This is a genomic window from Polaromonas sp. (genome assembly GCF_013817205.1).
Taxonomy (GTDB): domain Bacteria; phylum Pseudomonadota; class Gammaproteobacteria; order Burkholderiales; family Burkholderiaceae_C; genus Polaromonas.
The window spans coordinates 25,176-50,450 of sequence record NZ_JACDDD010000018.1 but is presented as its reverse complement, the minus strand read 5'-3'; the positions used below and the strand labels follow the sequence as shown (position 1 = coordinate 50,450).

General features: G+C 62.9%; 20 protein-coding genes and 1 riboswitch. Of the genes, 3 read left to right on the top strand and 17 right to left on the bottom strand.

The window, feature by feature from the left end:
• The 12 genes from H0W47_RS06400 to def all read right to left on the bottom strand — a co-directional run.
• On the bottom strand, nt 1–2,265 hold a 2,265-nt coding region (locus H0W47_RS06400; protein WP_296922012.1), incomplete at its 3' end, for a dihydropteroate synthase.
• Nucleotides 2,266–2,302: 37 nt separating this feature from the next.
• A riboswitch (S-adenosyl-L-homocysteine riboswitch) is annotated at nt 2,303–2,395 on the bottom strand.
• Nucleotides 2,396–2,428: 33 nt separating this feature from the next.
• Nucleotides 2,429–3,337, bottom strand: a complete 909-nt coding sequence (locus H0W47_RS06395; protein ID WP_296922010.1) for a phosphoribosylaminoimidazolesuccinocarboxamide synthase — start codon at nt 3,335–3,337, stop codon at nt 2,429–2,431.
• Entirely contained in the window at nt 3,334–3,729 is a 396-nt protein-coding gene (locus H0W47_RS06390; RefSeq protein WP_296922007.1) for a PIN domain-containing protein, read from the bottom strand. Before H0W47_RS06390 ends, H0W47_RS06395 begins: the two co-directional genes overlap by 4 nt.
• A complete protein-coding gene (locus H0W47_RS06385) occupies nt 3,726–4,040 on the bottom strand; it encodes a type II toxin-antitoxin system VapB family antitoxin (RefSeq protein WP_296922005.1) in 315 nt (104 codons plus the stop codon). The genes H0W47_RS06390 and H0W47_RS06385 overlap by 4 nt, the downstream gene beginning before the upstream one ends.
• Nucleotides 4,041–4,085: 45 nt before the next feature.
• Complete coding sequence (gene fba, locus H0W47_RS06380) at nt 4,086–5,150, bottom strand: class II fructose-bisphosphate aldolase (RefSeq protein ID WP_296922003.1); 1,065 nt, start codon at nt 5,148–5,150, stop codon at nt 4,086–4,088.
• 102 nt (nt 5,151–5,252) lie between these two features.
• Entirely contained in the window at nt 5,253–6,137 is an 885-nt protein-coding gene (locus H0W47_RS06375) for an alpha/beta hydrolase (RefSeq protein WP_296922001.1), read from the bottom strand.
• Between the two features lie 119 nt (nt 6,138–6,256).
• Nucleotides 6,257–7,690 carry a pyruvate kinase gene (gene pyk, locus H0W47_RS06370; RefSeq protein WP_296922016.1) on the bottom strand — a complete coding sequence of 478 codons (1,434 nt, stop codon included), beginning with the start codon at nt 7,688–7,690 and terminating at the stop codon, nt 6,257–6,259.
• A 355-nt stretch (nt 7,691–8,045) separates the two neighbouring features.
• Nucleotides 8,046–9,239 (bottom strand): phosphoglycerate kinase, encoded by a 1,194-nt coding sequence (locus H0W47_RS06365; protein WP_296921999.1) that lies wholly within the window; start codon nt 9,237–9,239, stop codon nt 8,046–8,048.
• 180 nt (nt 9,240–9,419) lie between these two features.
• On the bottom strand, nt 9,420–9,755 hold the full coding sequence (locus tag H0W47_RS06360) for an AzlD domain-containing protein (RefSeq protein ID WP_296921997.1): 336 nt from the start codon (nt 9,753–9,755) through the stop codon (nt 9,420–9,422).
• The gene (locus H0W47_RS06355; protein WP_296922014.1) at nt 9,752–10,426 is read right to left on the bottom strand and encodes an AzlC family ABC transporter permease; all 675 of its coding nucleotides are present in this window, start codon (nt 10,424–10,426) and stop codon (nt 9,752–9,754) included. The genes H0W47_RS06360 and H0W47_RS06355 overlap by 4 nt, the downstream gene beginning before the upstream one ends.
• Before the next feature lie 56 nt (nt 10,427–10,482).
• A complete protein-coding gene (fmt, locus tag H0W47_RS06350; protein WP_296921995.1) occupies nt 10,483–11,463 on the bottom strand; it encodes a methionyl-tRNA formyltransferase in 981 nt (326 codons plus the stop codon).
• Between the two features lie 219 nt (nt 11,464–11,682).
• Nucleotides 11,683–12,177, bottom strand: a complete 495-nt coding sequence (gene def, locus H0W47_RS06345; protein ID WP_296921993.1) for a peptide deformylase — start codon at nt 12,175–12,177, stop codon at nt 11,683–11,685.
• Between the two features lie 223 nt (nt 12,178–12,400).
• On the opposite strand from def, the gene H0W47_RS06340 reads away from it, so the two are divergent.
• The 3 genes from H0W47_RS06340 to H0W47_RS06330 are packed head-to-tail and all read left to right on the top strand — an operon-like array spanning nt 12,401 to nt 15,316.
• Nucleotides 12,401–13,582, top strand: coding sequence for a LysM peptidoglycan-binding domain-containing protein (locus tag H0W47_RS06340; protein WP_296921991.1), 1,182 nt, complete (start codon nt 12,401–12,403; stop codon nt 13,580–13,582).
• Nucleotides 13,583–13,614: 32 nt separating this feature from the next.
• Nucleotides 13,615–14,736, top strand: coding sequence for a DNA-processing protein DprA (gene dprA / locus H0W47_RS06335; protein ID WP_296921989.1), 1,122 nt, complete (start codon nt 13,615–13,617; stop codon nt 14,734–14,736).
• 55 nt (nt 14,737–14,791) lie between these two features.
• The gene (locus H0W47_RS06330) at nt 14,792–15,316 is read left to right on the top strand and encodes a DUF494 family protein (protein WP_296921987.1); all 525 of its coding nucleotides are present in this window, start codon (nt 14,792–14,794) and stop codon (nt 15,314–15,316) included.
• Between the two features lie 173 nt (nt 15,317–15,489).
• Here the strand turns inward: H0W47_RS06330 and H0W47_RS06325 are convergent, their stop codons facing one another.
• The 5 genes from H0W47_RS06325 to H0W47_RS06305 form a co-directional block, all read right to left on the bottom strand.
• Nucleotides 15,490–18,108 carry a DUF1631 family protein gene (locus tag H0W47_RS06325; protein WP_296921985.1) on the bottom strand — a complete coding sequence of 873 codons (2,619 nt, stop codon included), beginning with the start codon at nt 18,106–18,108 and terminating at the stop codon, nt 15,490–15,492.
• Nucleotides 18,109–18,134: 26 nt separating this feature from the next.
• Nucleotides 18,135–19,091 (bottom strand): protein translocase subunit SecF, encoded by a 957-nt coding sequence (gene secF / locus H0W47_RS06320; protein ID WP_296921983.1) that lies wholly within the window; start codon nt 19,089–19,091, stop codon nt 18,135–18,137.
• Between the two features lie 25 nt (nt 19,092–19,116).
• Nucleotides 19,117–21,018 carry a protein translocase subunit SecD gene (secD, locus tag H0W47_RS06315; RefSeq protein WP_296921981.1) on the bottom strand — a complete coding sequence of 634 codons (1,902 nt, stop codon included), beginning with the start codon at nt 21,016–21,018 and terminating at the stop codon, nt 19,117–19,119.
• A gap of 76 nt (nt 21,019–21,094) precedes the next feature.
• Nucleotides 21,095–21,427, bottom strand: a complete 333-nt coding sequence (yajC, locus tag H0W47_RS06310; RefSeq protein ID WP_296921979.1) for a preprotein translocase subunit YajC — start codon at nt 21,425–21,427, stop codon at nt 21,095–21,097.
• A 176-nt stretch (nt 21,428–21,603) separates the two neighbouring features.
• The gene (locus tag H0W47_RS06305; protein WP_296921977.1) at nt 21,604–25,185 is read right to left on the bottom strand and encodes an indolepyruvate ferredoxin oxidoreductase family protein; all 3,582 of its coding nucleotides are present in this window, start codon (nt 25,183–25,185) and stop codon (nt 21,604–21,606) included.
• Nucleotides 25,186–25,275 lie beyond the last annotated feature (90 nt).

Below are 25,275 nucleotides of genomic sequence, written 5' to 3'. Positions count from 1 at the left end.
GAACATGCCCACGTAATCTTTTGCCACGCCCCTGGGCGCGACGAAGTCCGCCAGGCAGCGACTGGGGCGCATCACACCGTCAATCGCCTGCATCTCGGTCTGCTGGCGCAGACCCCACCAGGTCATGGCCACCTGGTCGCGCGATTCGTCGGTGTAGAGCGCGATGTCGTCGTCATTCACGGTGTTGGCCGGCCAGAAGCCCATCACCCCGCTGGCTGTGAGCCAGCGCCCCTCGATCAGGCGCTTGAGCATGCGCTTGGCGTCGCCGAACACCCGCACCGCCTCTTCGCCAACCACCTCGTCTTTCAGGATGGCCGGGAAGGGACCGGCCAGGTCCCAGGTCTGGAAGAACGGCCCCCAGTCGATGTAGTCCGCCAGTTCGGCCAGATCAAAGTTCTTGAACACGCGCCGGCCAATGAATTTCGGCTTCGGCGGTGTGTAACTGGCCCAGTCAATGGGCGTGCTGTTGGCCCGCGCTTTGGCCAGCGGCCACATCGGCGTCTGCTTCTTGTTGGCGTGCTGGGTGCGCACCTTGTCGTAGTCGGTGTTGAGCTCGTCAATGTATTTGGCGGCCTGGTCACTTAACAAGCTCTGCGCAACGCTGACGCTGCGGGACGCGTCAGGCACATAAACCACCGGGCCCTCGTAGTGCGGCGAAATCTTCACCGCGGTGTGCACCCGGCTGGTGGTGGCGCCGCCAATCATCAGCGGGATTTTTTTGATGCGGAAGTGGTCGTCCTTCTGCATTTCGCCGGCCACGTACTGCATCTCCTCGAGGCTGGGCGTGATCAGGCCAGACAGGCCAACGATGTCCGCACCTTCGACCTTGGCGCGCGCCAGAATCTCATGGCAGGGCACCATCACGCCCATGTTGACCACGTCGAAGTTGTTGCATTGCAAGACCACGGTCACGATGTTTTTGCCGATGTCGTGCACATCGCCCTTGACCGTGGCAATGATGATCTTGCCCTTGGTCTTGACGTCGCCGCCTGCCGCTTCCAGCAGCAGTTTTTCAGCCTCGATGTAGGGCAGCAAATGCGCCACCGCCTGTTTCATCACACGCGCACTTTTGACCACCTGCGGCAAAAACATTTTGCCCTGGCCAAACAGGTCACCGACGACATTCATGCCGTCCATCAGCGGGCCTTCAATGACATGCAGCGGGCGTCCGCCTTCGGCCTTGATGGCCTGCCAGACCTCCTCGGTATCGGTCACGATGTGTTCGTTCATGCCGTGCACCAGCGCGTGCGACAAGCGCTGGCGCACCGGCAGGGCGCGCCACTCGTTGCGCTTGCTGTCGTCCCTGGCGCCGCTCTTTGCAGTCTCGGCGACCTCGATCAAGCGCTCGCTCGGGCTCAGCTGCTCTTCGCCGTCCTTGTACACCGGTGTGCGATTGAGTACCACGTCTTCGACGCGTTCGCGCAGCGTAGGCTCCAGGTCGTCATAGACCCCGACCATGCCGGCGTTGACGATGCCCATGTCCATGCCAGCCTGGATCGCGTGGCAAAGGAAGACCGTGTGGATGGCCTCACGCACCGGATCGTTGCCGCGGAAGGAAAAACTCACATTGGACACGCCGCCCGACACCTTGGCGCCGGGCAGGTTCTGCTTGATCCAGCGCGTGGCGTTGATAAAGTCCACCGCGTAGTTGTTGTGCTCTTCAATGCCGGTGGCAATCGCAAAAATGTTGGGGTCGAAGATGATGTCTTCTGGAGGGAAGTCGAGCTCGTCAACCAGCACGCGGTAAGCGCGTTCGCAGATCTCGACCTTGCGCTCGTAGGTGTCGGCCTGGCCTTTTTCGTCAAAGGCCATGACCACGGCGGCGGCGCCGTAACGCTTGAGCAGTTTCGCCTGGTGCTTGAAGGGCTCCAGACCTTCCTTCATCGAGATCGAGTTGACGATGCCCTTGCCCTGGATGCAGCGCAGGCCGGCCTCAATCACGCTCCACTTGGAGCTGTCGATCATGATGGGCACACGCGCGATGTCGGGCTCGCTGGCGATCAGATTCAGGAAACGCACCATGGCGGCCTGGCTGTCCAGCATGGCCTCGTCCATGTTGATGTCGATGATCTGCGCGCCGTTTTCCACCTGCTGGCGCGCCACGACCAAGGCCTGCTCGTACTCGCCATTGAGGATCATGCGCGCAAAGGCCTTGGAGCCGGTCACATTGGTGCGTTCCCCGATGTTGACGAACAAAGTGCCTGCGCCTATGGCAACCGGCTCAAGGCCGGACAACTTCATGGGGGGAACCTGGATTTCGGACATTCACTCACCTTGGGTAAGAAAGCTTTGAACAGACTTTCTGAGGTGAGCGCCGTTGCAAAGGCAGGCCGCGTGGGCACTGCTGTCACCCAAGCCTGACGAAACGAGGTTCGCTGCAACGCTCCTTGGGTTGGGCGTATTTTAAACCACGGCCCGGGTCAAAGACTCAAGCCGTCAGCCGCGTCAGCGCTTCCTGATACTTGGCGGCGGTTTTCTCGATAACGTCCTGCGGCACGCGCGGCGACGGCGGAGTTTTGTCCCAGGGCTTGCCATTGACCAGGGTCTGCTCCAGCCAGTCGCGCACAAACTGCTTGTCATAGCTCGGGGGGTTGCTGCCTGCGGCAAACGCCGCCTGGTAACCCTCAACCGGCCAGTAACGCGAGGAGTCGGGCGTCAGCACCTCGTCCATCAGGGTCAGCGTGCCGTTTTCGTCCAGCCCGAACTCGAACTTGGTGTCGGCAATGATGATTCCTTTGGTCAGGGCAAAAGCTGCCGCCGCCTCGTAAATGCGGATGCTGATGTCCCGGATTTGCGCGGCCAGCTCCGGGCCAACGATTTTCACCACTTGCTCGTAGCTGATGTTCTCGTCGTGTTCGCCAACCGCTGCCTTGGCGGCAGGCGTGAAAATGGTCGCCGGCAGCTTGCTGGCATTTTTCAGTCCCGCCGGCAGCGGCACACCACACACCGACTGGCTGTCCTGGTATTCCTTCCAGCCGCTGCCAGCTAGGTAACCGCGCACCACGGCCTCGACCGGGATCGGTTTAAGGCGTTTGACCAGCATGGAACGGCCGGTGACCTGCGGCACCTCGGCAGCGGTCACCACACTTTCGGGCGCCTCGCCGGTCAGGTGGTTCGGGCAAACGTCACCGAGCCGGTCGAACCAGAACAAGGCCATTTGTGTCAGCAACACGCCTTTGCCTGGAATCGGTTCGCCCATGATGACGTCAAAAGCGCTGAGCCGGTCGCTGGCAACCATCAGCAGACGGTCTTTGCCGACGGCGTAGTTGTCACGGACCTTGCCGCGGGCCAGCAGGGGCAGGGAAGTCAGGGCGGAGGTGTGCAGGGCGTTGTTCATGCGAAGGTCAGTTTGGGCTCGATGGAGGCAATGTGCTCGAAGTCGCGGTTGGCATGTAGCAGGGGCTCGCCGGCCTCAATGGCGCAGGCGGCGATCAGGCAGTCGTTGGGGCTGCGGATGGTGATGCCGCGCCAGCGGCAACGTGCGTAAAGCAGGGCGGCATGGCGCGCCGTTTCCTTTCCGTCGTCAGCCACCCAGGGCGTCGCGGCATCGAGCAGGGTTTGCAACTGCAGAAAGTGAGCGGGACTGGCGGCGCCTTGCAGCACTTCCTGGTACACCGCGTCGGGCATCCACACCGTTTTCCGCTGCGCCAAGGCTTCGCGTAAGCACCGATTGGCGTGCGAACCGGTAGCGCGCAGAAATTCAATCCAGGCCGTAGAGTCGGCCATCATGGCTGCGGCTTGGAACGCGCCAGGGGCTTACGCGCTGCCCGGCCATCCTTCAGGTACGGCGGGCGTTCTTGCGCTGCATCAGGCGCCGGCCAGCCGGCACGCTGTCCGTAAAGCTCCTTGGGATCATAGTCATCAGCAACCAGCCGGCTGCCTTCAAGTGCCAGAAGGCTTTCGTAGTCGGGCTTTCGGCGTTTCATGACAAATGCCTTGAGCGCTGCTTCCACGGCGGCCTTCTTGGTCGTAACGCCAGCCTGCTTCATGGCTTGGGCCACGAGCTTGTCGTCAAGAATAATGTTGGTTCGCGTGTTCATTTGCATACACCTTCCGTGTGTATGCAAATTATGCCACCACCTCGCTCAATGAACCACCTGGGCCAGCTCGCCTTTGGCGTAGCGCGCAGCCACAACTTGCAGCGTGTCGCCCTTGATCCTGGCGCCCTGGCCTTCGCAGCCGAACTCGATGTAGCGCTGTTTGCAAATCGCCTTGGCGGCCTCGCGTGCAGGTTTGAGCCATTCGCGGGCATCAAACTTCTCGGGGTTTTCAGCCAGAAACTTGCGCACCGCCGCTGTCATTGCGAGGCGGATGTCGGTGTCGATATTGATCTTGCGCACGCCGTGTTTGATGGCTTCCTGAATTTCCTCCACCGGCACCCCGTAGGTTTCCTTCATGTTGCCGCCGTACTGGCGAATGATGGCTAGCAGGTCCTGCGGCACGCTCGACGAGCCGTGCATCACCAGGTGCGTGCTGGGGATGCGTTTGTGGATTTCCTTGATGCGGTCAATCGCCAGGATGTCGCCGGTGGGCTTGCGGGTGAACTTGTAGGCGCCGTGGCTGGTGCCAATGGCAATGGCCAGCGCGTCGATCTGGGTTTGCTTGACGAAGTCGGCAGCCTGCTCCGGGTCGGTCAGCAGTTGCTCGCGCGTCATGGTGGCGTCGGTGCCGTGGCCGTCTTCCTTGTCGCCTTTCATGGTCTCCAGCGAGCCGAGGCAGCCAAGCTCGCCTTCGACCGTGACGCCGACCCTGTGCGCCAATTGCGCGACCTTGCGCGTGACATCGACGTTGTACTCGTAGCTTGCAATCGTCTTGCCATCGGCTTCGAGCGAGCCGTCCATCATCACGGACGAAAAACCCAGGTTGATTGCGCCCTGGCAGACATCCGGGTTCTGCCCATGGTCCTGGTGCATGACCAGCGGGATATTTGGGTACATCTCGATGGCCGCTTCGATCAAGTGCTTGATGAAGGGCTCGCCGGCGTATTTGCGGGCGCCGGCACTGGCCTGCAGGATCACCGGGGCGCCGGTTTCCTTGGCGGCTTCCATGACGGCCTGGACCTGCTCGAGGTTGTTGACATTGAAAGCTGGAATGCCGTAGCCGTTGAGCGCTGCATGGTCCAGCAGCTCGCGCATGGAAACGAGTGCCATAGATAGATCCCCGGGGAAGTTGGTAACTGGTTGGTAACTGCCAGCATTTTACCTGCAGGGTGTGGGCGCTGCCGTGCATCTCCCGCGAAGACCCCGGCACACTCAGGCGCGCGGCTTGCGGACAAACGCCTCGATGTCGTCCAGCACCGGCGCCAGGCCGCGCAGCGGTGTGGCCAGCGCGGCCACCAGCGTGACATGGTTGACCCGCTCATAGATATGCAGACCCACTAGCACCCCGGCGGCCTGCAGGCGGCGCGCCAGCGCTTCGGTGTTGCGCACCGGGTTCACGGTGGTGTCGCCGTGCGCGGCCAGCAGCAAGGCTGGCGGGGAATTTTTCGACGCATGCACCATGGGCTGTGAGTCGGCAGGCGTGCCCGGCCAGTCAAACGCCACCTGCACATCCCGATTGCCTATCGGCAAAAAGTCATACGGTCCGGCCAGGCCAATCCAGCCCGCCAGCTGCGCGGGACTCAGACCGGTGCCGGCCAGCCAGCGCGTGTCCAGCGCCAGCATGGCGGCGTTGTAAGCGCCGGCGCTGTGGCCCATGACAAACACCTGCCGCGGGTCAGCGCCCAGTTCGCCCAGATGGTCCATGGTCCAGCGCATGGCCTGCGCGCTGTCCTGCAGAAACACCGGGTATTTCACCGCCGGGCTGAGCCGGTAGTCGGCCACCACCACGGCAATGCCGCGCGACGCCAGCGCCTCGCCGACAAAACGGTAGCTCGCGCGCTCGCCGTTGGTCCAGCTTCCGCCGTAGAAAAACACCACCACAGGCCCGGGCGTGCGCCGCTCCAGCGGCAAATAGACGTCGAGGCGCTGGCGCGCCTGCGGCCCATAAGCCACGTCAGCGCGCAGGCTGTAGTTGTCACTGGGCACCAGGGCATTGAGCGCGCCGGAAGCCGAGCAGCCGCTCAGCGTGGCCAGGCCGGCGACCGACAGCAGGCCCAGCCAGCCACGGCGGGAAAACGGGGGAATTTCCAGAGTCATCCCCTGACTACGCCGCCGGAGCGCCTCCGGATTCAGGGACAGGCCGTCGCCAGGTTCAATTTAGCTATGATTTTGATAGCTGTTTGCGCATACTGGACGAGGGCTAGAGGCTGATTTCATCACTCAACGCGGCAGATTTTCAGCATGTTGGTGCCACCCGGCGCGCCCATGGGTTCGCCGCAAGTGATGGCGTAGACGTCACCGCTGGCCACAATGCCGCGCTTTTTCAGGTGCAGTTCGGCCTCGCCCAGCGCCATGTCGCGCTCGACGCTCTGGTCCATCAGCAGCGGCCGCACATTGCGGTACAGCGCCATCCTGCGCTGGGTCGCGAGTTTGGGCGTCAGCGCATAGATCGGGATGTGGATGCGATGGCGGCTCATCCACAGCGCCGTCGAGCCCGAATCCGTCAGCGCCACGATGGCCTTGCAGCCCAGGTGGTAGGCGGTGAACAGCGCGCCCATGGCAATCGACTGGTCGATGCGCCCGAAGGTCATGCCGGTGAAGTCGGCGTCGAGCTTCACGTCCTCGGCCTTTTCGGCCTCGGCGCAGATGTTGGCCATCTCGATGATGGTCTCCAGCGGGTAACGGCCGGCTGCAGTTTCGGCCGAAGTCATCACCGCGTCGGTGCCGTCAAGCACCGCGTTGGCGACGTCGCTGACTTCAGCGCGGGTCGGCACCGGGTTGGTGATCATGGACTCCATCATGTGGGTGGCGGTGATGACCACCTTGTCGAGGTCACGCGCCATCTTGATCATGCGTTTTTGCAGTGCCGGCACCGCCGCGTTGCCGACCTCGATGGCCAGGTCGCCACGCGCCACCATGATGCCGTCGCTGGCCCGGCAGATCGCCTCGAGGTTGGGGATGGCCTCAGCGCGCTCGATCTTGGCGATCAGGCCGGGCTTGTGGCGCCACTCGGCGCCGGCCACATTGCAGAGCTGGCGCGCCATCTCCATGTCGCTGGCGTTCTGCGGAAAGCTCACCGCCACATAGTCGGCCTGGAAGCTCATGGCCGTGCGGATGTCTTCCATGTCCTTGGCCGTCAGCGCCGGCGCCGTCAGGCCGCCGCCCTGCTTGTTGATGCCTTTGTTGTTGGACAACACGCCGCCTATCTTCACGGTGGCATGCACTTGCTCGCCGCGCACCGCGTCGACCGTCATCACGATCAGGCCGTCGTTGAGCAGAAGGGTGTCGCCGGCTTTCACGTCGCGCGGCAACTCCTTGTAGTCCAGGCCCACACCCTCGATGTCACCGGGTTCGGTGCGCGAGGCGTCGAGTACAAACTTCATGCCGGTTTCCAGCTGCACCTTGCCCTCGGCAAACTTGCCGACGCGGATCTTCGGGCCTTGCAGGTCGGCCATGATGGCGACCTCGCGGCCGGCGCGGGTGGCGGCCTCGCGCACCAGTTTTGCCCGGTCGACGTGGTCCTGGGCCGTGCCGTGGCTGAAGTTGAGCCGCACGCAGTTGACACCGGCACGGATCATCTGCTCAAGCAGGGCCGGCTCGCTGGACGCGGGGCCCAGGGTGGCAACAATTTTGGTACCGCGGGTCTGCATCTTCATGGTGTCTCCTGTAATTTAGTTTCTGATTTTCCCACGAAAAAGTTACATGCCGGTTACCACCGCCCTAGCCGCAACCCGGGTATGCACGGCCTGCACGCAGGGGAAGGGTACAAACTCATCCCATCCCATCCCATCCCATGCACTTGTGTTCATCCATGTCAGAGCCCGCTGCCGCGCCGGCCCTGGGGGTTGACTTCACGCGCCAGTGCTGGACGGATTTTTCGGGCCGGGCCACCCGCCCGCCCGCCCGCCCGCTGCGAACAGCGCATTCGCCCCACGCCGAATTTCAAGCCAAATCGGGCATTAGCCCTTGCGGGGCAAGCGTGAACAGCTATAAAAACAGGAGCGCTTAGCCTTCTGCGCGCTTCTGCAAAATCTCGAAAGCCGGCAGGGTTTTGCCCTCCAGCACTTCCAGGAAAGCGCCGCCGCCGGTGGAGATGTAGCCCACGTCTTTGTCAATGCCGTATTTGGCAATCGCGGCCAGGGTGTCGCCGCCGCCGGCGATGCTGAAAGCGCTGCTGGCGGCAATCGCTTCGGCGATGGTTTTGGTGCCTCCCTCGAAAGCGGCGAACTCGAACACGCCGACCGGCCCGTTCCAGACAATCGTTCCGGCAGCCATCAATTGGTCTGCCAGCTTTTTCGCGGTTTGCGGGCCGATGTCGAGAATCATGTCGTCGTCCGCCACATCGGCGGCGGCCTTGACCGTCGCAGCAGCGTCGGCCGAAAAGGCTTTCGCTGTCACCACATCCGTGGGCACCGGCACCTCGGCACCGCGCGCCTTCATCGCTTCCATCACCGCGCGTGCTTCGTCCAGCAGTTCACGCTCGGCCAGGCTTTTGCCGATCGGCAGACCGTTGGCCAGCATGAAGGTATTGGCAATGCCGCCGCCAACGATCAGCTGGTCCACCCTGCCGGCCAATGCCTTCAGGATGGTAAGTTTGGTGGACACCTTGCTGCCGGCGACGATGGCCACCAGCGGGCGTTTGGGATTGGCCAGCGCCTTGGAGATCGCGTCCATCTCGGCGGCCAGCAGCGGGCCGGCACAGGCGGTGGGCGCGAACTGCGCGATGCCGTAGGTGGAGGCTTCGGCGCGATGCGCCGTGCCAAAAGCGTCGTGCACAAAGATGTCACAGAGCACAGCCATTTTGCGCGCCAGCGCTTCGTCGTTTTTCTTTTCGCCCTTGTTGACGCGGCAGTTCTCCAGCAGCACCAGTTCCCCAGGCTGCACATCAACGCCATCCACCCAGCCGGACTTCAGCGGCACCTCGCGGCCCATCAGTTCGCCCAGGCGCGCGGCCACCGGCGCCAGTGAATCTTCGACTTTGAAGGCACCTTCGGTGGGCCGGCCCAGGTGCGAGGTCACCATCACCGCCGCACCGGCATCCAGCGCCATCTGGATGCAGGGAATCGAGGCGCGGATGCGCGTGTCTTCGGTGATGTGGCCCGCATCGTCCTGCGGCACATTGAGGTCGGCACGGATGAACACGCGCTGGCCCTTGACGAGGCCCTGGGCGCAGAGATCGGAGAAACGGATGAATTTCATGGGGGCTCGCAATGGAAAGTTGGGGTCGCTGGCAAAGCTTCAAATTGTAGGCGTCACTGCCTGCGCTTCCCTACCAGCAGGGGCCGCAAAACCGGCTTCGCTGGGCCGCAGGCGCAGTGCCTCTTTTGTCGTGCGAGGGGCAGGGAGTTGCCGCAGGCTCTCAGTCAGCAAACGTGGGGGCTACCAACCCAAGTGGACATGCAGCGGTAGGTACACCACCATCCCGGCCACGATGGTGCCGAGCACGCTGCGGCGCCAAAAGAACCATGCAGCGCCGGCGAGGGCAGCAAACACACGTGCATCCTTCCAGGTGGTGATCAGCGCGCCTTGCGTCATCACGATCTCGGGCACGATGACCGCTGCCAGCGCGGCAATCGGCGCATAGTGCAGACCGCGCTGGGCCCAGCCTGGCAAGGTCCAGGGTTTGCTCGACAGGAAAAAGAATGACCGCGTGAGAACCGTGACCACGGCCAGGCCAAAGATGGTAAGCACGGTCCAGCCATCGGTCTGTGTCATGTGGTCTCCCCGGATATGGGTTTTTCAAGCATCAGGCACACCGCCACAGCCGCTGCAATGCCGACCAGAATGTTGAGCTTGAGGGGCAGCGCGAAGGACGCAACCGCAGCGGCGCCAGCCACACCGGCGGAGACCAGGCGTAATCGGCTGCTGGCAAGTGACAGCGTGATGCCGAGCAAGGCCAGAATGCCCGCAAAACCCAGGCCCCAGTGCAACGGCACGGCGTTCGCCATGGCGATACCGATCAGGCTGGGAGCTATCCAGGCGACCCAGGTGACGGCGCAGTTTCCGGCCAGGCTGGCCTCCTGCGCGCGCAATGCCTGAAGGTCGCCGGGCGGCACAGGTTTGGGATGCCGGGCGGTGAACATCACATAACTGAGGTCGGTGGTGAAGTAACCGCCGGCCATACGGCGCCACAGGGGCTGGTGCATCATGTACGGCCGCAGGTGGGCGCTGAACACCACAAAACGCAAGTTCACGCAGGCAGCGGTGGCGAGAATCACCCACATGGGCGCGCCGGCCACGATCAGCGGCACGGCAGCGAGCTGGGAACTGCCGGCAAAGACCACCAGCGTCATCAGCACACACTCGAACACGCTGAGGCCGGACTTGGCCATGGCCACGCCCGTCATCAGGCCCCAGGCCGCGGTGCCGGCGGCAATCGGCGCCATGTCGCGCACGCCCTGGCGGAACTCGGGGTGACGCCACAGCGGCTCATTCAGGGGATTCAAGACGCGGCCTCCGCTGCCGGCCCGAACACCATACCCGGCGCCAGCGCAAAGCCACGCAAAAATTCGGCGGCATCCAGCGGTTTGCCACCTGGTTTTTGCAGGCGCGTCAGGCGCAGCACAGCGTCTGCCGCAGCGACATCCACCCCCCGTTCACTGACGGCCACCACCTCGCCCGGCCGCGCACCTGCAGGCAGCTGTCCCGGCAACACCGCAGACTCCCAGATCTTGAGGCTTGCACCGGCCACCGGGCTGGCGGCGACCGGAAAGGGATTGAAGGCACGGATGCGGCGCTCAATCGCCGTTGCGCCATCTGCCCAGTCAATGGCGGCCTCGTGTTTCTCGATCTTGTGGGCGTAGCTGATGCCTTGATCCGGCTGCTTGACGGGAGCCAGACCACCGCAGGCCGCCAGTTCCAGCGCTTCCACCATCAGGCGACCGCCCAAGGCCGCCAATCGGTCGTGCAGGCTGGCCGTGGTGTCGGCCGGCAGGATGGCGACTTTCTCCATCAGCAGCATGTCGCCGGTGTCCAGGCCCGCGTCCATCCGCATGATGGTGATGCCGGTTTCGTTGTCGCCGGCTTCAATGGCGCGGTGAATCGGGGCCGCGCCGCGCCAGCGCGGCAGCAAGGAAGCATGGATGTTGAAGCAGCCCAGCCTGGGTGTGGTGAGCACCCACTGCGGCAGGATCAAACCATAAGCGGCAACTATCATGGCGTCGGCCTGCGCCGCTTCGATGGCCGCACGTGCGGCAGCGGCATCTTCGGGGTACTTGCCATCCAGCCGCAGGCTGCGCGGCTGCGTCACCGGAATGTTGTGCTCCAGGGCGAACTGCTTGACGCTGGACGCCTGCAGCTTCAAGCCGCGGCCCGCAGGGCGGTCGGGCTGGGTCAGGACCAGGGGAATCTCAAAACCGGCGGCGTGGAGTTGTGCCAGCGCCACACGGGCAAATTCAGGGGTACCGGCAAAAATAATGCGCATCAGCTGATTTTCGCCGAAGACCGGCAGCAGGGCACGAAGCGGGCCAACTGTGGTCGCGTCAGGGGCATCCTTCGACAAGTTCAGGACGAACGGAAAGAAGAAAACCGCCGGTAAAGGCCTCTCTTTTCAGGCAGGGCCGCGGGTCCGGCTTTGCCGGCCCGCAGACGCAGCGGCCCCCTCGGGGTGGGAAGCTACGCGAAGCGAGCGACCGTGGGGGCTCTATTTGTTTTTGAGCATCTTGGTCTTGATGCGGTTGCGCTTGAGCGGCGACAGGTATTCAACAAACACCTTGCCCATCAAATGGTCCATCTCGTGCTGCACACACACCGCGAGCAGGCCTTCGGCGTCATGGGTTTGCTGCTGGCCGTCCAGGTCCAGCGCCTGGACCTTGATGGCGCTGGCGCGCTCCACACCGTCGTACACGCCGGGCACCGACAGGCAGCCTTCGTCATTGATCTGGGTTTCAGGACTGGACCACACAATCTCGGGATTGATCAGCACCAGGGGCTGGTCACGGCCTTCACTGACATCAATCACGACCACCCGCTCATGAACATTGACCTGGCTGGCGGCCAGGCCTATACCCTCGGCGGCGTACATGGTTTCCAGCATGTCCGCCACCAGGGTACGGATGCGCGCGTCCATGCCAGTCACGGGTTTGGCCACAGTGTGCAAGCGCTGGTCGGGATAACGAAGAATGGTCAGTTGGGTCATGGGGCAAACAATCAGGTGTCGCTATTTTCGCTAATTTTCGCTAATTTTCGGCATCGGAGCAGTTCCGAAATCGCATATTCGTTGCCTAATCAAGGGCTTAAGTACAAAATCGCTAGTGATTTATCAAGTTACAAACACGGCATCCGGCCCCCTCACCACCGGCCATGCCAGCCCCAAGGGCCCCAAGATGCAAACTATGTCTGGTCGTTTCACTCGAATTTCAATGGCCGCCGCCCTGCTGCTCAGCGCAGCAGGTTTGCATGCCCAGAATTTCCCGATCACGTCTGGCCAGCGCGCCACAGCCAATCAGGTGGCGCAAGCTGGCGTGCCCCTGACCGAGCTGGTGCCCAATGCCCCTGACGAATACACCGTCAAGCGCGGCGACACGCTGTGGGGCATCTCCGGCATGTTTCTCAAAAGCCCATGGCGCTGGCCCGAGCTGTGGGGCATGAACCTCGAAGACATCCGCAACCCGCACCGCATCTATCCGGGCCAGCAGCTGTACCTGGAGAAGGCCAATGGCCGCGCCATCTTGCGTACAACACGCAGCGGCGCCGACGGTTTGCCCGGCGGCACGGTTCGGGTGTCGCCCCGCACGCGTTACGAGTCACTGTCCGATGCTGCGGTGCCCACGCTGTCGCCGCAAGCCATTGAGCCCTTTCTTTCCGAGGCGCTGATTGTTGACGAAGCCGCCTTTGCCCTGGCACCCCGCATCGTGGCCACCCAGGAAGGCCGTGTGCTGCTCAGCCGCGGTGACCGCGCCTATGCGCGCGGTGTTTACAGCAGCAAGGAAGGCGGCAAGCCCCTGAGCGACGCCAGGGGCGAACCCATCGACTACCGGGTTTTCCGCAATGCCACCCCGCTGAAAGACCCGACCACTGGCGAAATTCTGGGCTACGAAGCGCAGTTTGTAGGCAAGGCCGAGCTGGTACGTGGAGAAAGCATCGCCAATGTGACGGGCAAGGACGGCAAGGTATCAACCGAAATCGTGCCCGCAACCATAGACATCGTGGTGGCCAAGGAAGAAATGCGCATCGGTGACCGTCTGGTGGCTGAGCCCCCGCGTGAGCTGCTCAGCTATGTGCCGCGTGCACCGGCAACGCAGATCGAAGGGCAGATTGTGTCGATTTATGGCAGCGCCGTACGTTATGCGGGGGAAAACCAGGTCGTGGTGCTCAACCGCGGGGCCCGGGACGGCCTGGAGCGGGGCCACGTGATGGCCATCCAGCAAACCGGCGTCCAGATGACCGACCGAACGGATTCGCCCCGCACACAGATCAGGCTGCCCCACGAACGCAACGGCCTGCTGATGGTTTTCCGCACCTTCGAAAAGGTGTCCTATGCGCTGGTACTGCAGGTGGTCGATGGCGCGAAAGTGGGCGATCGCTTCATCAACCCGAACTAAAGCAAGCTCCCCCTCACGCCACCAGTGCAGCCATGCAAGCCGCGGAACTTGGCGCTTGGTTGCGTCTGGCCTTGACGCCCGGTCTGGGCAACACGACTGCTCGCAAACTGCTGGCCACTTTTGGTTCGGCGCAAGCCATTTTTGAGCAGTCGGCCGGCACCTTGCGCCAGCTCGGCCCCGACAAGGTCGCCAACGCCCTGCTGACTCCACCGGAGAACCTGGCCAGCCAGCTGGAGGCCACGCTGCAATGGCTGCAGGCTGGCGACGATCGGCAGGTGGTGACCCTGGGCGACCCCGGTTATCCGTCCGCACTGCTCGACATCGAAGACCCACCCTCCATGCTTTATATGCTTGGAGCCCCCGATTCGCGGGCGTGGTCAGCTATCAATAACAGAGCACTTTGCCTGGCCATGGTAGGCAGCCGCAACCCAACGCCGCAGGGCGAGCACAACGCCCGGCAATTTGCCAGGACCTTCGGCGCCTCGGATCTCTGCGTGGTGTCGGGCCTGGCACTCGGCGTGGATGGCGCAGCCCACGACGGCGCCTTGCTGGGTGGCGGCACCACCATTGCCGTGGTCGGCACCGGGCTGGACCGGGTCTACCCCAAGAAACACCTGGACTTGGCGCACCGGATCGCCCAGCAAGGCCTGATCATCAGCGAGTTCCCGCTAGGAACGCCACCGCTGACGGCCAACTTCCCCAAGCGCAACCGGATCATTTCGGGGCTGGCGCAGGGTACGCTGGTGGTCGAAGCGGCGCTGAAATCGGGGTCTCTGATCACCGCGCGCCTGGCCGCCGAACAGGGCAAGGAAGTGTTTGCGATTCCGGGCTCCATCCACTCAACGCAGTCGCGCGGCTGCCATGCATTGATCAAGCAGGGCGCCAAGCTGGTTGAATCGGCGCAGGATGTGCTTGAAGAACTTCAGCTCCCGCACGCGGGCGCGGCTACGGGTGCCTGGTCTGACAGCCAGCCCGAACCCGAAGAGTCGCCCTTGCTGTCAGCCATGGGGTTTGACCCCGTGAGCCTTGATGCATTGCAGGCGCGCACCGGGCTGCCCACGCCAGAGTTGCAGGCACAACTGCTGGCGCTGGAACTGGCCAACCGCGTGGCGAGGCTGCCCGGTGGCCTGTTTCAGCGCATGTCCCTGGGCTGAGCCAGGCCCTGCAGCGCGAACGACCGGCCCTAACAAACTGCGTTATATTGGACGCATGTTTGAAGTGCTGGTGTATGTTTACGAAAATTATTGGCAAGGCGACGCCTGCCCGGAGTTGCACCAGCTGAGCCGCAAACTCACCGCTGTTGGCTTTGAAGCCGATGAAATCGAGGCGGCGCTGGTCTGGCTCAACGGCCTGAATATCGCGGCCCAGAACACCCAGCGTGGCACGCCCGAGGCGGCTTCGATGATCAATACCGGCGCGGTAGCAGCGCTTTCCGCCGCACCGGGCTTCCAGGCCCAGTCGGCCGGGAGCCTGCGCGTCTACTCGGTCGCCGAGCAGGAACACCTGGGTGCGCAAGCCCTGGGCTTCGTCAGCTTTCTCGAGTCCTCGGGCGTGTTGCCAGCGCACATGCGGGAAATCGTCATGGACCGAGCCATGGCCGCCCCGGGCGACCCGCTGGCGCTCGACGACCTCAAGATCATCGTGCTGATGGTCTACTGGAGCTTTGGCGAAGAGCCCGACGCCCTGGTCCTCGACGAGCTCTGTGACGACGCGGACTTCCGCATTGCACACTAGCCCCCACGTTCACTCACTGCGGAAGTCGCCATAAGGTTGCTTCGTCAAGCGGCCTGCCGGGCCGCCTCTTAACCAGCCGGGGCCGCGGATCTGGCTTCGCCAGTCCGCAGGCGCAGCGGCCCCCTTGGGGGGCAGGGAGCTACACGCAGTGAGCGACCGTGGGGGCGATATTTTCAGCCGAGCAGGCGCTCCGGGTTGGCATCGAGCTTGGCCAACGCATCGCGCGTGGCGCGCACCGTCAGCGCCTCATCTTCGGTGGGCACCAGCAGGCCAGCCTGCAGGTAGGCCGCCAGGCGGCGTGCCTGGATCAGGAAGTTTCGGCCATCGGTGGTCGCGAACAAATGCAACTGCTTGCGGTCGCTACGCCAGGCGAACTGCACGTGGCTGAGCTGGCCGTTGTGGTCCAGACTGAACCATGCGCCGAGCTGAAGTTCCTGCGCCCAGGCGCGCATGGCCTCGCTGGGCCGGCTGCCGCCGTCGGCAATCACCGCCAGATCGGAGGCGTCGATGCCTATCATCATGACCAGGTTTTCAGTGTCCAGCGGGAGATCGCCCACGTCCTCATCGGAGAGGTAATCCTCCAGGTTGGCCAGGCGCTTGGCCATCTCGTCGATGCGTTCGACAGAAATCGCATCGGTCTTGGACATGAAGGCATCGGCCAGGGTGTCGCTGATGGTCTTCAGGTGCTGGTCCTGGACCGGCGTGGCCATGCCCAGCATGGCCATGCCCATTCGAAGAAGTTGTAACAGCTTGGGCAAATCGGCGATCACGCGCGCACGGTCATTGCGGTTGGGCTTGGCGCTCGCCGCCCAGACCAGATCAGCTGCGGCCTGCTTGAGCGTGATCGTGTCCTTGTGCTGGGGACCGTTTTTCATCGCGGCGATCGCCAGCACTTCAGCCCATGTCTTGAACAGGAATTCGCGGATCTCCTCGCGCACCGGCATGTCATTGAGCATGCTGCGCATCTCAATCGTGTACTGGATGGCCATGGTCTCTTTTTGCTCGAGTTGCTGGGCCAAGGTGACCACCCGAGCGGCACTGCCTTGCTCGGAAAGAAACTTCGACAGAAATTTCTGGAATTCGTCGTAAACCAGCTGAAACACACGGCGCCCGGTCTCGGGGTACTGCTCGATTACCTGCACCACACGCTTGACCTCGATTTCAAGCGCGCCGCCCGACACCGTGGCGTCGAAGCCCAGCACGCAGGATCCCATTCGGTCGATCAGACGGCGAGCCGGGTGCTGCAGCGATCCAAAAAATTCAGGCTCGGAAATTGCCACGCGCAGCACCGGCATCTGCAGCCGGGCAAACCACACCCGCATGGCGGGCGGAATGCGGTCCTCCGCCAGGATGCTCTGAAACATCAGCGCCACGATTTCGATGGTGGCCTTTTCACTGGACGTGGTCGCCGCCTGCTTGAGGGCGGCAGTGCGCTGGCGCAGGGCGCCAGCCACCTCCTCGACCTGCACCGCGCCGTAAATCTGGTCCGGTGCATCGACCATGGTGCCTTCATAACTGGCGCCGCCCTCACCCCCGCTACCGCCAGACGGCACCCTGGCCAACGCCTGCGCCAATTGCGGCGAAGGCTGGTGCGATTGGGTCTGGTCAAACTCGACGGCATGGTCCGACAGCAGCCGCTTGAGGTGCCCCATGACACCCTGTGCCCGCATGCGCGCTCGCGCCAGCGGCGAGGTGCCGGTTTGCATGCGCGTTTCGTCCTGGATGTCGAGCCTGGTGGCAACCGTTTCCGAGCCAGCCCTCGCGCCGCCGGATCTGCCGCCCCGCCCACTGCCGCCACCGGCCCGAGCGCTCCTTCCCGGGCCGCCGGTACCGCCACCTCCACTGGCACCGCCCGACGCCGTGCCGCGACTTCCTGAGGTGCCATCGGAACCACCGACACCCGAAGATGCTCCATAGCGACCCGCGGGCTCCGCGTCGGGCCCGCTGGAATCCGACACAAAATCATTCGCAGTGTCCCAACCCGTGTCCTCCGATCCGCCGCCGTTTCGACCGGATCCGCCTGATCCACTCGACCCGCCATCTCCGGGCCTGCCGCCCGGGGAGGCTTCCAAGAGGGATGCCCGCTCGCCCGCCGATAGACCTGTCGGCCGGGGCGGCATGGTAGCTGGGGGGTTGAGCGCTGCAGAGGGCGTGCGTTTGACAAGCGCCCGGCGGTCGATGTCGACCATGACATTTTCCTTGATCAGGAATTCGTTAGCTGCGCGGTACGCTTCCAGCAGATGCGCGGTCAGTCGTTGCTGGATCAGGTCCTGGACCGTCAGCCACAACTCCCGCGACAACGGCGCCAGTGTCCACTGCTCGACCAGGTTTTGTGACAGCACCTCGGGCCGCAGGATGTCTTCCTTGGGCAATTCGGAGACGCCCTCCAGGCCCTGAATACGCAGGCGCAGATCATTGAGTTCCCAGCTGGCACTGTCCAGCAACCGCAGGGCCAGCCGCGAGGCGAGAATCTTGTTCTCCATGACCTCGTTGCCCATCAGCTCGAATTTCCCGCTGTCCAGCGGCATGGAATAGGTTGCCTCCGGGGCGGCCAGTGCTTTCTTCCAGGCGTCCGTGGTGGCGTTGATCCAGATGATTTCGTTTTCCTGAAAGGAAATCCAGCCGTCGCGACGGTCCTGCATCTCGCGGGCATTGCCCGCTTCATCCATTGCTGCCGACAGCCGGGCCTTGATCTCTGACGCCAGGGCGGGCATCACCTCTGCAGCACAAGCGACAAACTGCTCACGCGCCTGCCGTGCGAGGCGAAGGTCTTGTTTGTTGTTTGCAGCCACGGCCGTGTCAATTCTGGAGCATCAGCTTACACCGCGGCTCCGGCATTGGGATCGTTCGGGTTCTCGTCCTTTTTGCCCGAAGACGGTTTGACCAGGTCTTCACGCTTGATGCCCAGCCACATCGCAATCGCGGCGGCCACAAACACGGATGAGTAGATGCCGAACAAGATACCAATGGTCAGCGCCAGCGCAAAGTAAAACAGCGTCGGCCCGCCGAACAGCAGCATCGACAGCACCATGATCTGCGTGGAGCCATGGGTGATGATGGTGCGGCTGATGGTTGAGGTGATGGCGTTGTCAATGATCTGGACAGTGTCCATCTTGCGATAGCGACGGAAATTCTCGCGGATCCGGTCAAAAATCACCACCGATTCGTTGACCGAATAGCCGAGCACCGCCAGCACCGCGGCCAGCACCGCCAGTGAAAACTCCCACTGGAAGAACGCAAAAAAGCCGAGGATGATGACGACATCATGCAAGTTGGCAATGATGGCTGCCACCGCGTACTTCCACTCAAAGCGGAAAGCCAAGTAAATCATGATGCCGACCACCACCATGGCCAGCGCCTTCAGACCATCCTGGGCCAGCTCCTCCCCGACCTGCGGACCGACAAACTCGGTCCGGCGCAACACGATCTGTGGGTCCCCGGTCCTCAAGGCTTCCATCACCTTGTCGCTTTGTTGCGCGGTGGTCACGCCTTTTTGCGCCGGTAGTCGAATGATCACGTCCCGCGTCGTGCCGAAATTCTGCACTTGCACATCAGTAAAGCCGAGACCGGCGACGGTACCGCGAACCTTCTCGACATCAGCGGGCTGGGAGTAGCTCACTTCCATCACCGTGCCACCGGTGAATTCCACGGACAGGTGCAGTCCGCGCGAGAACAGGAAAAACACCGCCAACGCAAAGGTCGTGAACGAGATCACATTGAAGACCAGGGCATGCCGCATGAACGGGATGTCCTTGCGGATCTTGAAAAATTCCATGAGGTCCTCTTTCTTGTTCTGTTGTCTAGGCCGACGGTGCTGAGGTGCCGGACTTGGCGGGAACCCCGGCGTCGCCAGCCGGACGCCAAATCGTACCTATGGACACGGATTTGAGCTTTTTTTGCCGACCGTACCAGAGATTGACCAGTCCGCGCGAGAAAAATACCGCCGAGAACATGCTGGTCAGGATGCCAATGGTGTGGACCACGGCAAACCCTCGCACAGGCCCCGATCCGAAGGCCAGCAGGGCCACGCCGGCAATCAGCGTCGTGATGTTCGAATCCAGAATGGTGGCCCAGGCGCGCTCGTAGCCGGTGTGAATGGCAGCCTGCGCCGATGCGCCATTGCGCAACTCTTCCCGCACGCGTTCATTGATCAGCACGTTGGAGTCAATCGCCATGCCCAGGGCCAGCGCCATTGCCGCCATGCCCGGCAAGGTGAGGGTTGCCTGCAGCATGGACAACACGGCCACCAGCAGCATCAGGTTCACCGCCAGCGCCAGCCCGGAAAACAGGCCGAACAACATGTAATAACCCGCCATGAACGCGACGATCACCAGGAAACCCCAAGCCACGCTGTTGAATCCCTTGGCAATGTTTTCTGCGCCCAGGCTGGGGCCAATCGTGCGCTCCTCGATGATTTCCATGGGCGCTGCGAGTGAACCGGCGCGCAGCAACAAGGCCAGATCGTTGGCCTCAACCACACTCATAGAGCCCGAAATCTGGAAGCGGTTGCCCAACTCGCTCTGGATCACCGGCGCCGTCAGAACCTCGCCCTTGCCTTTTTCAAACAGTACGATGGCCATGCGTTTCTTGACGTTTTCACGGCTGGTGTCGCGCATGATGCGGCCACCCTTGGCATCCACAGTCAAATCGACCTTGGGCTGCTGGCTCTGCGAATCGAAGCCGGGCTGGGCATCGGTCAGGCTTTCGCCGGTGAGGATCACCTGCTTCTTGACAATGACGGCCCGGCCGTCACGCTCGAGAAAACGCTCCGAGCCGAAAGGCACGGCCCCGGAGCCAAGTTCAGCCGCCCGGCCTTCGCTGCTTTCATCGACCAGGCGCATTTCCAGCGTGGCGGTGCGACCCAGGATGTCCTTGGCCTTGGCCGTGTCCTGCACCCCGGGAAGCTGCACCACGATGCGGTCCACGCCCTGCTGCTGGATCACCGGCTCGGCCACACCCAGTTCATTGATGCGGTTGTGCAGCGTCACCATGTTCTGCTTGAGTGCCTGGTCCTGGACCAGCCTGGCCGCTTCCGGTTTGATGCGTGCCACCACACGGTATTCGGCACCGTCAGGGGTCTCCACCATCTGCAAGTCTGCAAACTGGTCCTGAAAAATCCGCTTGGCTGCTTCCAGCGCGGCGGTATCGCGGAACTTCAGTTCGATGGCCTGGCCGTTGCGATTGATCCCGCCGTGGCGGATATTCTTCTCGCGCAGCACCAGCCGCAGGTCACCAGCCAGCGACTCGGCTTTTTTCGTCAGCGCCGCCTGCATGTCCACCTGCAGCATGAAATGCACACCGCCGCGCAAATCCAGTCCCAGGTACATGGGCCGCGCGCCCAGCGCGGTCAGCCACGCAGGTGAGCGCGACAGCAGGTTGAGCGCCACGATGTAGGAAGGATTTGAGGGGTCAGGCGACAAGGTCTTTTGAATCGCATCCTTGGCCTTGAGCTGCGTGTCGGTATCGCCAAAGCGCGCCCTGACCGACGTGGCGTCAAAATTCACCGCTTCGGGGACGATGTTGGCGTCCTTGAGGGCCTGCTCCACGCGCGTCACCGTGGTGCTGTCAATCTTCACGCTGGTTTTCGCGCTGGACACCTGCACGGCTGGCGCTTCGCCAAAAAAGTTGGGCAGCGTGTACAACGCGGCAATCAGCAAGGCGGCGACGATGATCGCGTACTTCCAGACCGGATAACGATTCATGAGCGTACTGTTCCTGGGAAACGAAGGGACTGGACGGGCCAGCGCGGGCCGGCCCTGAGGGGAAACCGTCTTCTGCTTACTTGATGCTGCCTTTTGGCAGGACCTGCACGATGGCGCTGCGCTGCAGCTGGATTTCAACCCCGCTGGCAACTTCAACACCCAAGTAGGCTTCACCCATTTTCGTGACCTTGCCGAGCAGGCCGCCTGCCGTCACGACCTCGTCGCCCTTGGCGATCGCATCGATCATGGCGCGGTGCTCCTTCTGCTTTTTCATCTGCGGGCGGATCATCACGAAGTAAAGCACCACAAACATCAGCACCAGCGGCAACATGCTGGTGAGCGAAGACATCATGCCGCCTTCGGCAGCAGCAGCGGGGGCGGTTTGGGCAAACGCGGAAGAAATAAACACAGCAGACTCCACAACAAGGGTAAGGCACGCCCGGTCACACCGCGGGCGCAGAGGGCCTGATTGTATGCGGCCGGTTACGGGTAAGAAGCTGTAACCCGTGGCCTGGCGGGGGCTCTGCACCCGAAACGGGCGGGCGCGGGGAAAACACTGCTTTTCTGCGCCGGGGGCGTACGGCGTCAGGCGGCCAACTGCGGCCTGACAGCCTGCGGCTGGCGGAATGCCGCCAACGCAACGGTCCACTGCAGCTGCGCCTGCTCGACATGACGCGCCTTCACATGGCCATAACCCTTGATCAGCTCAGGGATACGCGCCACATCCACCGCCGCCGCATGGTTGCCGGCGGTCAGAGAATGCAGGATCTCCTCAATGCAGCTTTCATACTGGACGATGAGCGCCCGCTCCATCCGGCGCTCCTCAGTCCGGCCAAAGGGATCCAGTGCGGTGCCGCGCAAACCCTTGAGCTTGGCCAGCACTTTGAAGCCGGTCAACATCCAGGGGCCAAACTTCTGCTTTTGCAGCTCACCCCTGTCATTGGTTTTGGCGATGATGGGCGGCGCCAGGTGGTAATTGAGCTTGTAGTCGCCTTCAAACATCGCCCCCACCTTGTCATGGAAGCTGCGGTCGGTGTGCAGACGGGCCACTTCGTACTCGTCCTTGCAGGCCATGAGCTTGAACAGGTAGCGGGCGACGGCCTCGCTCAATTGAGTCTTGCCCAGCGCCGATTCAGTCTGCTGCACGCGGCCTACCAAATTTTCGTAACGTTTGGCGTAAGCCGCGTTCTGATACGCCGTGAGAAATGCCACCCGGCGCGCGACCAGGTCCTGCAGACCCTGGCGCGGAGCCGGCATGGCAATCACTTGCGCAGAGGCGAACAGCTTTTCCATTGCGGCCAGGTCGTGGGCCGCGCGGCGGCCCCACTCGAAAGCCGTCTTGTTGTTCTCCACGGCGACGGCATTGAGCTCGATGGCGCGCATCAGCGACGCATATTGCAGCGGGATCCAGCCCTTTTGCCAGGCGTAGCCCAGCATCATGGGGTTGGTGTAAATGCTGTCGCCCATCAGTTTGGTCGACGCCGCGTCGGCATTGAAGGCGCCGACGCCAGCCACCCCCACCGCCTTGACGATCTCTGCGGCACAGGCGTCGGCCGGGTTCTGCCAGTTGGCGTTATGCACAAATGCCGCCGTCGGCGTGCTGTAGGAATTGAGCGCCACATGCGTGCGGCCCTCGCGCATGCGCAGCACCGTCTCCTTTCCGGCCGTCACGATCGGGTCGCAGCCGATGATCAGATCGGCCCCAGCCATGCCAACGCGGGTGGTGCGGATGTCCCCCAGGCTGGCGCCGATCAGCACATGGCTCCAGGTGGCGCCGCCTTTTTGCGCCAGGCCGCCAGCGTCCTGGGTAACGATGCCCTTGCCCTCGATGTGGCCGGCCATGCCCAGCAACTGGCCGATGGTGATGACGCCGGTGCCGCCGACGCCGGCCACCACGATGCCCCAGACCTTGCCGTCCACGCCTTCGGTGGCGGGGATGCGCGGCTCGGGTAGCGGACCCATCTCGAAGGGCGAAGGCGTCTTGCCCTTGGCTTTTTTCTTGAGTTGACCACCTTCAACCGTGACAAAGCTCGGGCAAAAACCCTTGAGGCAGGACATGTCCTTGTTGCAGGTGGACTGGTTGATCTGGCGCTTGCGGCCGAATTCGGTTTCCAGCGGCTCCACGCTCAGGCAGTTGGACTGCACGCTGCAGTCGCCACAGCCTTCGCAGACCAGCTCGTTGATGACCACACGCACGGCGGGATCGATCAGGGTGCCGCGCTTGCGGCGCCGGCGTTTCTCGGTGGCGCAGGTCTGGTCATAAATGATGACGGTCGTGCCCTTGATCTCGCGGAACTGCCGCTGGATCGCATCGAGCTCGTCGCGGTGGTGCACCGCCACGCCTTCGACCAGCGTCACGTTGTCGTATTTTTCCGGCTCGTCGGTCACCACCACAATTTTGGCAACACCTTCGGCGCGCATGGACTGGGCAATCTGCACCACCGAATGGCCTTCGGGCCGTTCTCCCACCTGCTGGCCACCGGTCATGGCCACCGCATCGTTGTAGAGAATCTTGTAGGTGATGTTGACGCCGGCGGCAATCGACTGGCGCACCGCCAGCGAGCCGCTGTGAAAGTACGTGCCGTCACCGAGGTTGGCAAAAATATGCTGGTCGGTGGTGAAAGGCTGCTGCCCGACCCAAGGCACGCCTTCGCCGCCCATTTGGGTGAAGCCGATCGTGGAACGGTCCATCCAGGTGGCCATGAAATGGCACCCAATACCACCCATGGCGCGTGAACCTTCGGGCACCACAGTCGAGGTGTTGTGCGGGCAACCCGAGCAGAACCAGGGCGCGCGGTCGCCCTTGACTTCCAGTACCTGCATGGACCGCTCTTTGGCTTGCAGGATGGCAAGCTGCGCGTCGATGCGCGCGGCCATGTCGCCATCCACGCCCATCTTTTTGAGGCGCTGCGCAATCGCCCGGGCAATGATGGCCGGCGACAGGTCGGCATTGGCGCGCAGCAAGGTGTTGGCCATGGGGTTGGGCATGGACCATTCACCGCCCGAAAAATCGCCCTCAGGCTCGCTGAACTTTCCCAGCACATTGGGCCGCACGTCCGGGCGCCAGTTGTAGAGCTCTTCCTTGAGCTGGTATTCAATGACCTGACGCTTCTCCTCGACAACCAGAATCTCCTGCAGGCCGGTGGCGAACTCGCGTGTCAACTGGGCTTCAAGAGGCCAAACCACGCCGACCTTGTGCAGGCGGATGCCCAGCTGGCGACAGGCATCGTCGTCCAGCCCCAGGTCGATCAAGGCCTGGCGCGTGTCGTTGTAAGCCTTGCCGCTGGCGATGATCCCAAAACGGTCGTTCGGGCCTTCGATCACGTTGTAGTTCAGCCGATTCGCTCGGATGTATGCAAGCGCGGCGTACCACTTGTAGTCAAACAAGCGCGCCTCCTGCTCCAGCGCATGGTCGGGCCATCGGATATGCAGGCCGCCCGGCGGCATCTGGAAGTCGGTCGGCAGCTTGATCTGCACGCGCACGGGGTCAATCATCGCCGTGGCGCTGGACTCGACAATTTCCTGGATGGTTTTCATGCCGGCCCAGACGCCTGAAAAGCGGCTCATCGCAAAGGCGTGTACGCCAAGGTCGAGAATCTCCTGCACATTGGCCGGGAAAAACACCGGTAGACCGCAGGCCTTGAAGATGTGGTCGCTCTGGTGCGCGGCGGTCGAGCTTTTGGCCACATGGTCGTCGCCGGCCACGGCAATCACGCCGCCCCAGGGCGTGGTGCCTGCCATGTTGGCGTGTTTGAACACGTCAGAGCATCGGTCCACGCCCGGGCCCTTGCCATACCAGATGCCAAACACACCGTCGAACTTGTTGGTACCGGGCGGCGAGAAGCCCAGTTGCTGCGTGCCCCACAGTGCGGTGGCAGCCAGCTCCTCATTGACACCCGGCTGGAACACGATGTTCTGCGCCTTCAGGAAAGGCGCGGCTTTCACAAGGGACTGGTCATAACCACCGAGCGGCGAGCCGCGGTAACCGCTGATGAAGCCTGCGGTGTTTTTGCCCTGCAGGGCGTCGCGCTGGCGCTGCAACATGGGCAGCTTGACGAGCGCCTGGACGCCGCTCATGAAAGCCTGACCATAGTCCAACGAATATTTGTCGTCCAAAGTCACCGTCTCGAGCGCCTTGCGGATGTGTTCAGGCAGGGGTGCGTTCATCTTTGTCTCCAGTCGTGGGCTGAGCCGCCTTGTGGGCGGGGGAAGAAGCTGGTCACCCGGATAGGGCGGCGCCTCTATATATGAACAAAG

Bases quoted from the DNA above. Each gene is read 5' to 3' on its own strand.
- dprA (WP_296921989.1), top strand. From the start codon at position 13,615: ATGCAAGCCGCGGAACTTGGCGCTTGGTTGCGTCTGGCCTTGACGCCC.
- H0W47_RS06305 (WP_296921977.1), bottom strand. From the start codon at position 25,185: ATGAACGCACCCCTGCCTGAACACATCCGCAAGGCGCTCGAGACGGTG.
- secD (WP_296921981.1), bottom strand. From the start codon at position 21,018: ATGAATCGTTATCCGGTCTGGAAGTACGCGATCATCGTCGCCGCCTTG.
- H0W47_RS06330 (WP_296921987.1), top strand. From the start codon at position 14,792: ATGTTTGAAGTGCTGGTGTATGTTTACGAAAATTATTGGCAAGGCGAC.
- secF (WP_296921983.1), bottom strand. From the start codon at position 19,091: ATGGAATTTTTCAAGATCCGCAAGGACATCCCGTTCATGCGGCATGCC.
- fba (WP_296922003.1), bottom strand. From the start codon at position 5,150: ATGGCACTCGTTTCCATGCGCGAGCTGCTGGACCATGCAGCGCTCAAC.
- H0W47_RS06385 (WP_296922005.1), bottom strand. From the start codon at position 4,040: ATGAACACGCGAACCAACATTATTCTTGACGACAAGCTCGTGGCCCAA.
- H0W47_RS06390 (WP_296922007.1), bottom strand. From the start codon at position 3,729: ATGATGGCCGACTCTACGGCCTGGATTGAATTTCTGCGCGCTACCGGT.
- H0W47_RS06340 (WP_296921991.1), top strand. From the start codon at position 12,401: ATGGCCGCCGCCCTGCTGCTCAGCGCAGCAGGTTTGCATGCCCAGAAT.
- def (WP_296921993.1), bottom strand. From the start codon at position 12,177: ATGACCCAACTGACCATTCTTCGTTATCCCGACCAGCGCTTGCACACT.
- pyk (WP_296922016.1), bottom strand. From the start codon at position 7,690: ATGCAGACCCGCGGTACCAAAATTGTTGCCACCCTGGGCCCCGCGTCC.
- H0W47_RS06375 (WP_296922001.1), bottom strand. From the start codon at position 6,137: ATGACTCTGGAAATTCCCCCGTTTTCCCGCCGTGGCTGGCTGGGCCTG.
- fmt (WP_296921995.1), bottom strand. From the start codon at position 11,463: ATGCGCATTATTTTTGCCGGTACCCCTGAATTTGCCCGTGTGGCGCTG.
- H0W47_RS06365 (WP_296921999.1), bottom strand. From the start codon at position 9,239: ATGAAATTCATCCGTTTCTCCGATCTCTGCGCCCAGGGCCTCGTCAAG.
- H0W47_RS06395 (WP_296922010.1), bottom strand. From the start codon at position 3,337: ATGAACAACGCCCTGCACACCTCCGCCCTGACTTCCCTGCCCCTGCTG.
- H0W47_RS06355 (WP_296922014.1), bottom strand. From the start codon at position 10,426: ATGGCGCCGATTGCCGCCGGCACCGCGGCCTGGGGCCTGATGACGGGC.
- H0W47_RS06360 (WP_296921997.1), bottom strand. From the start codon at position 9,755: ATGACACAGACCGATGGCTGGACCGTGCTTACCATCTTTGGCCTGGCC.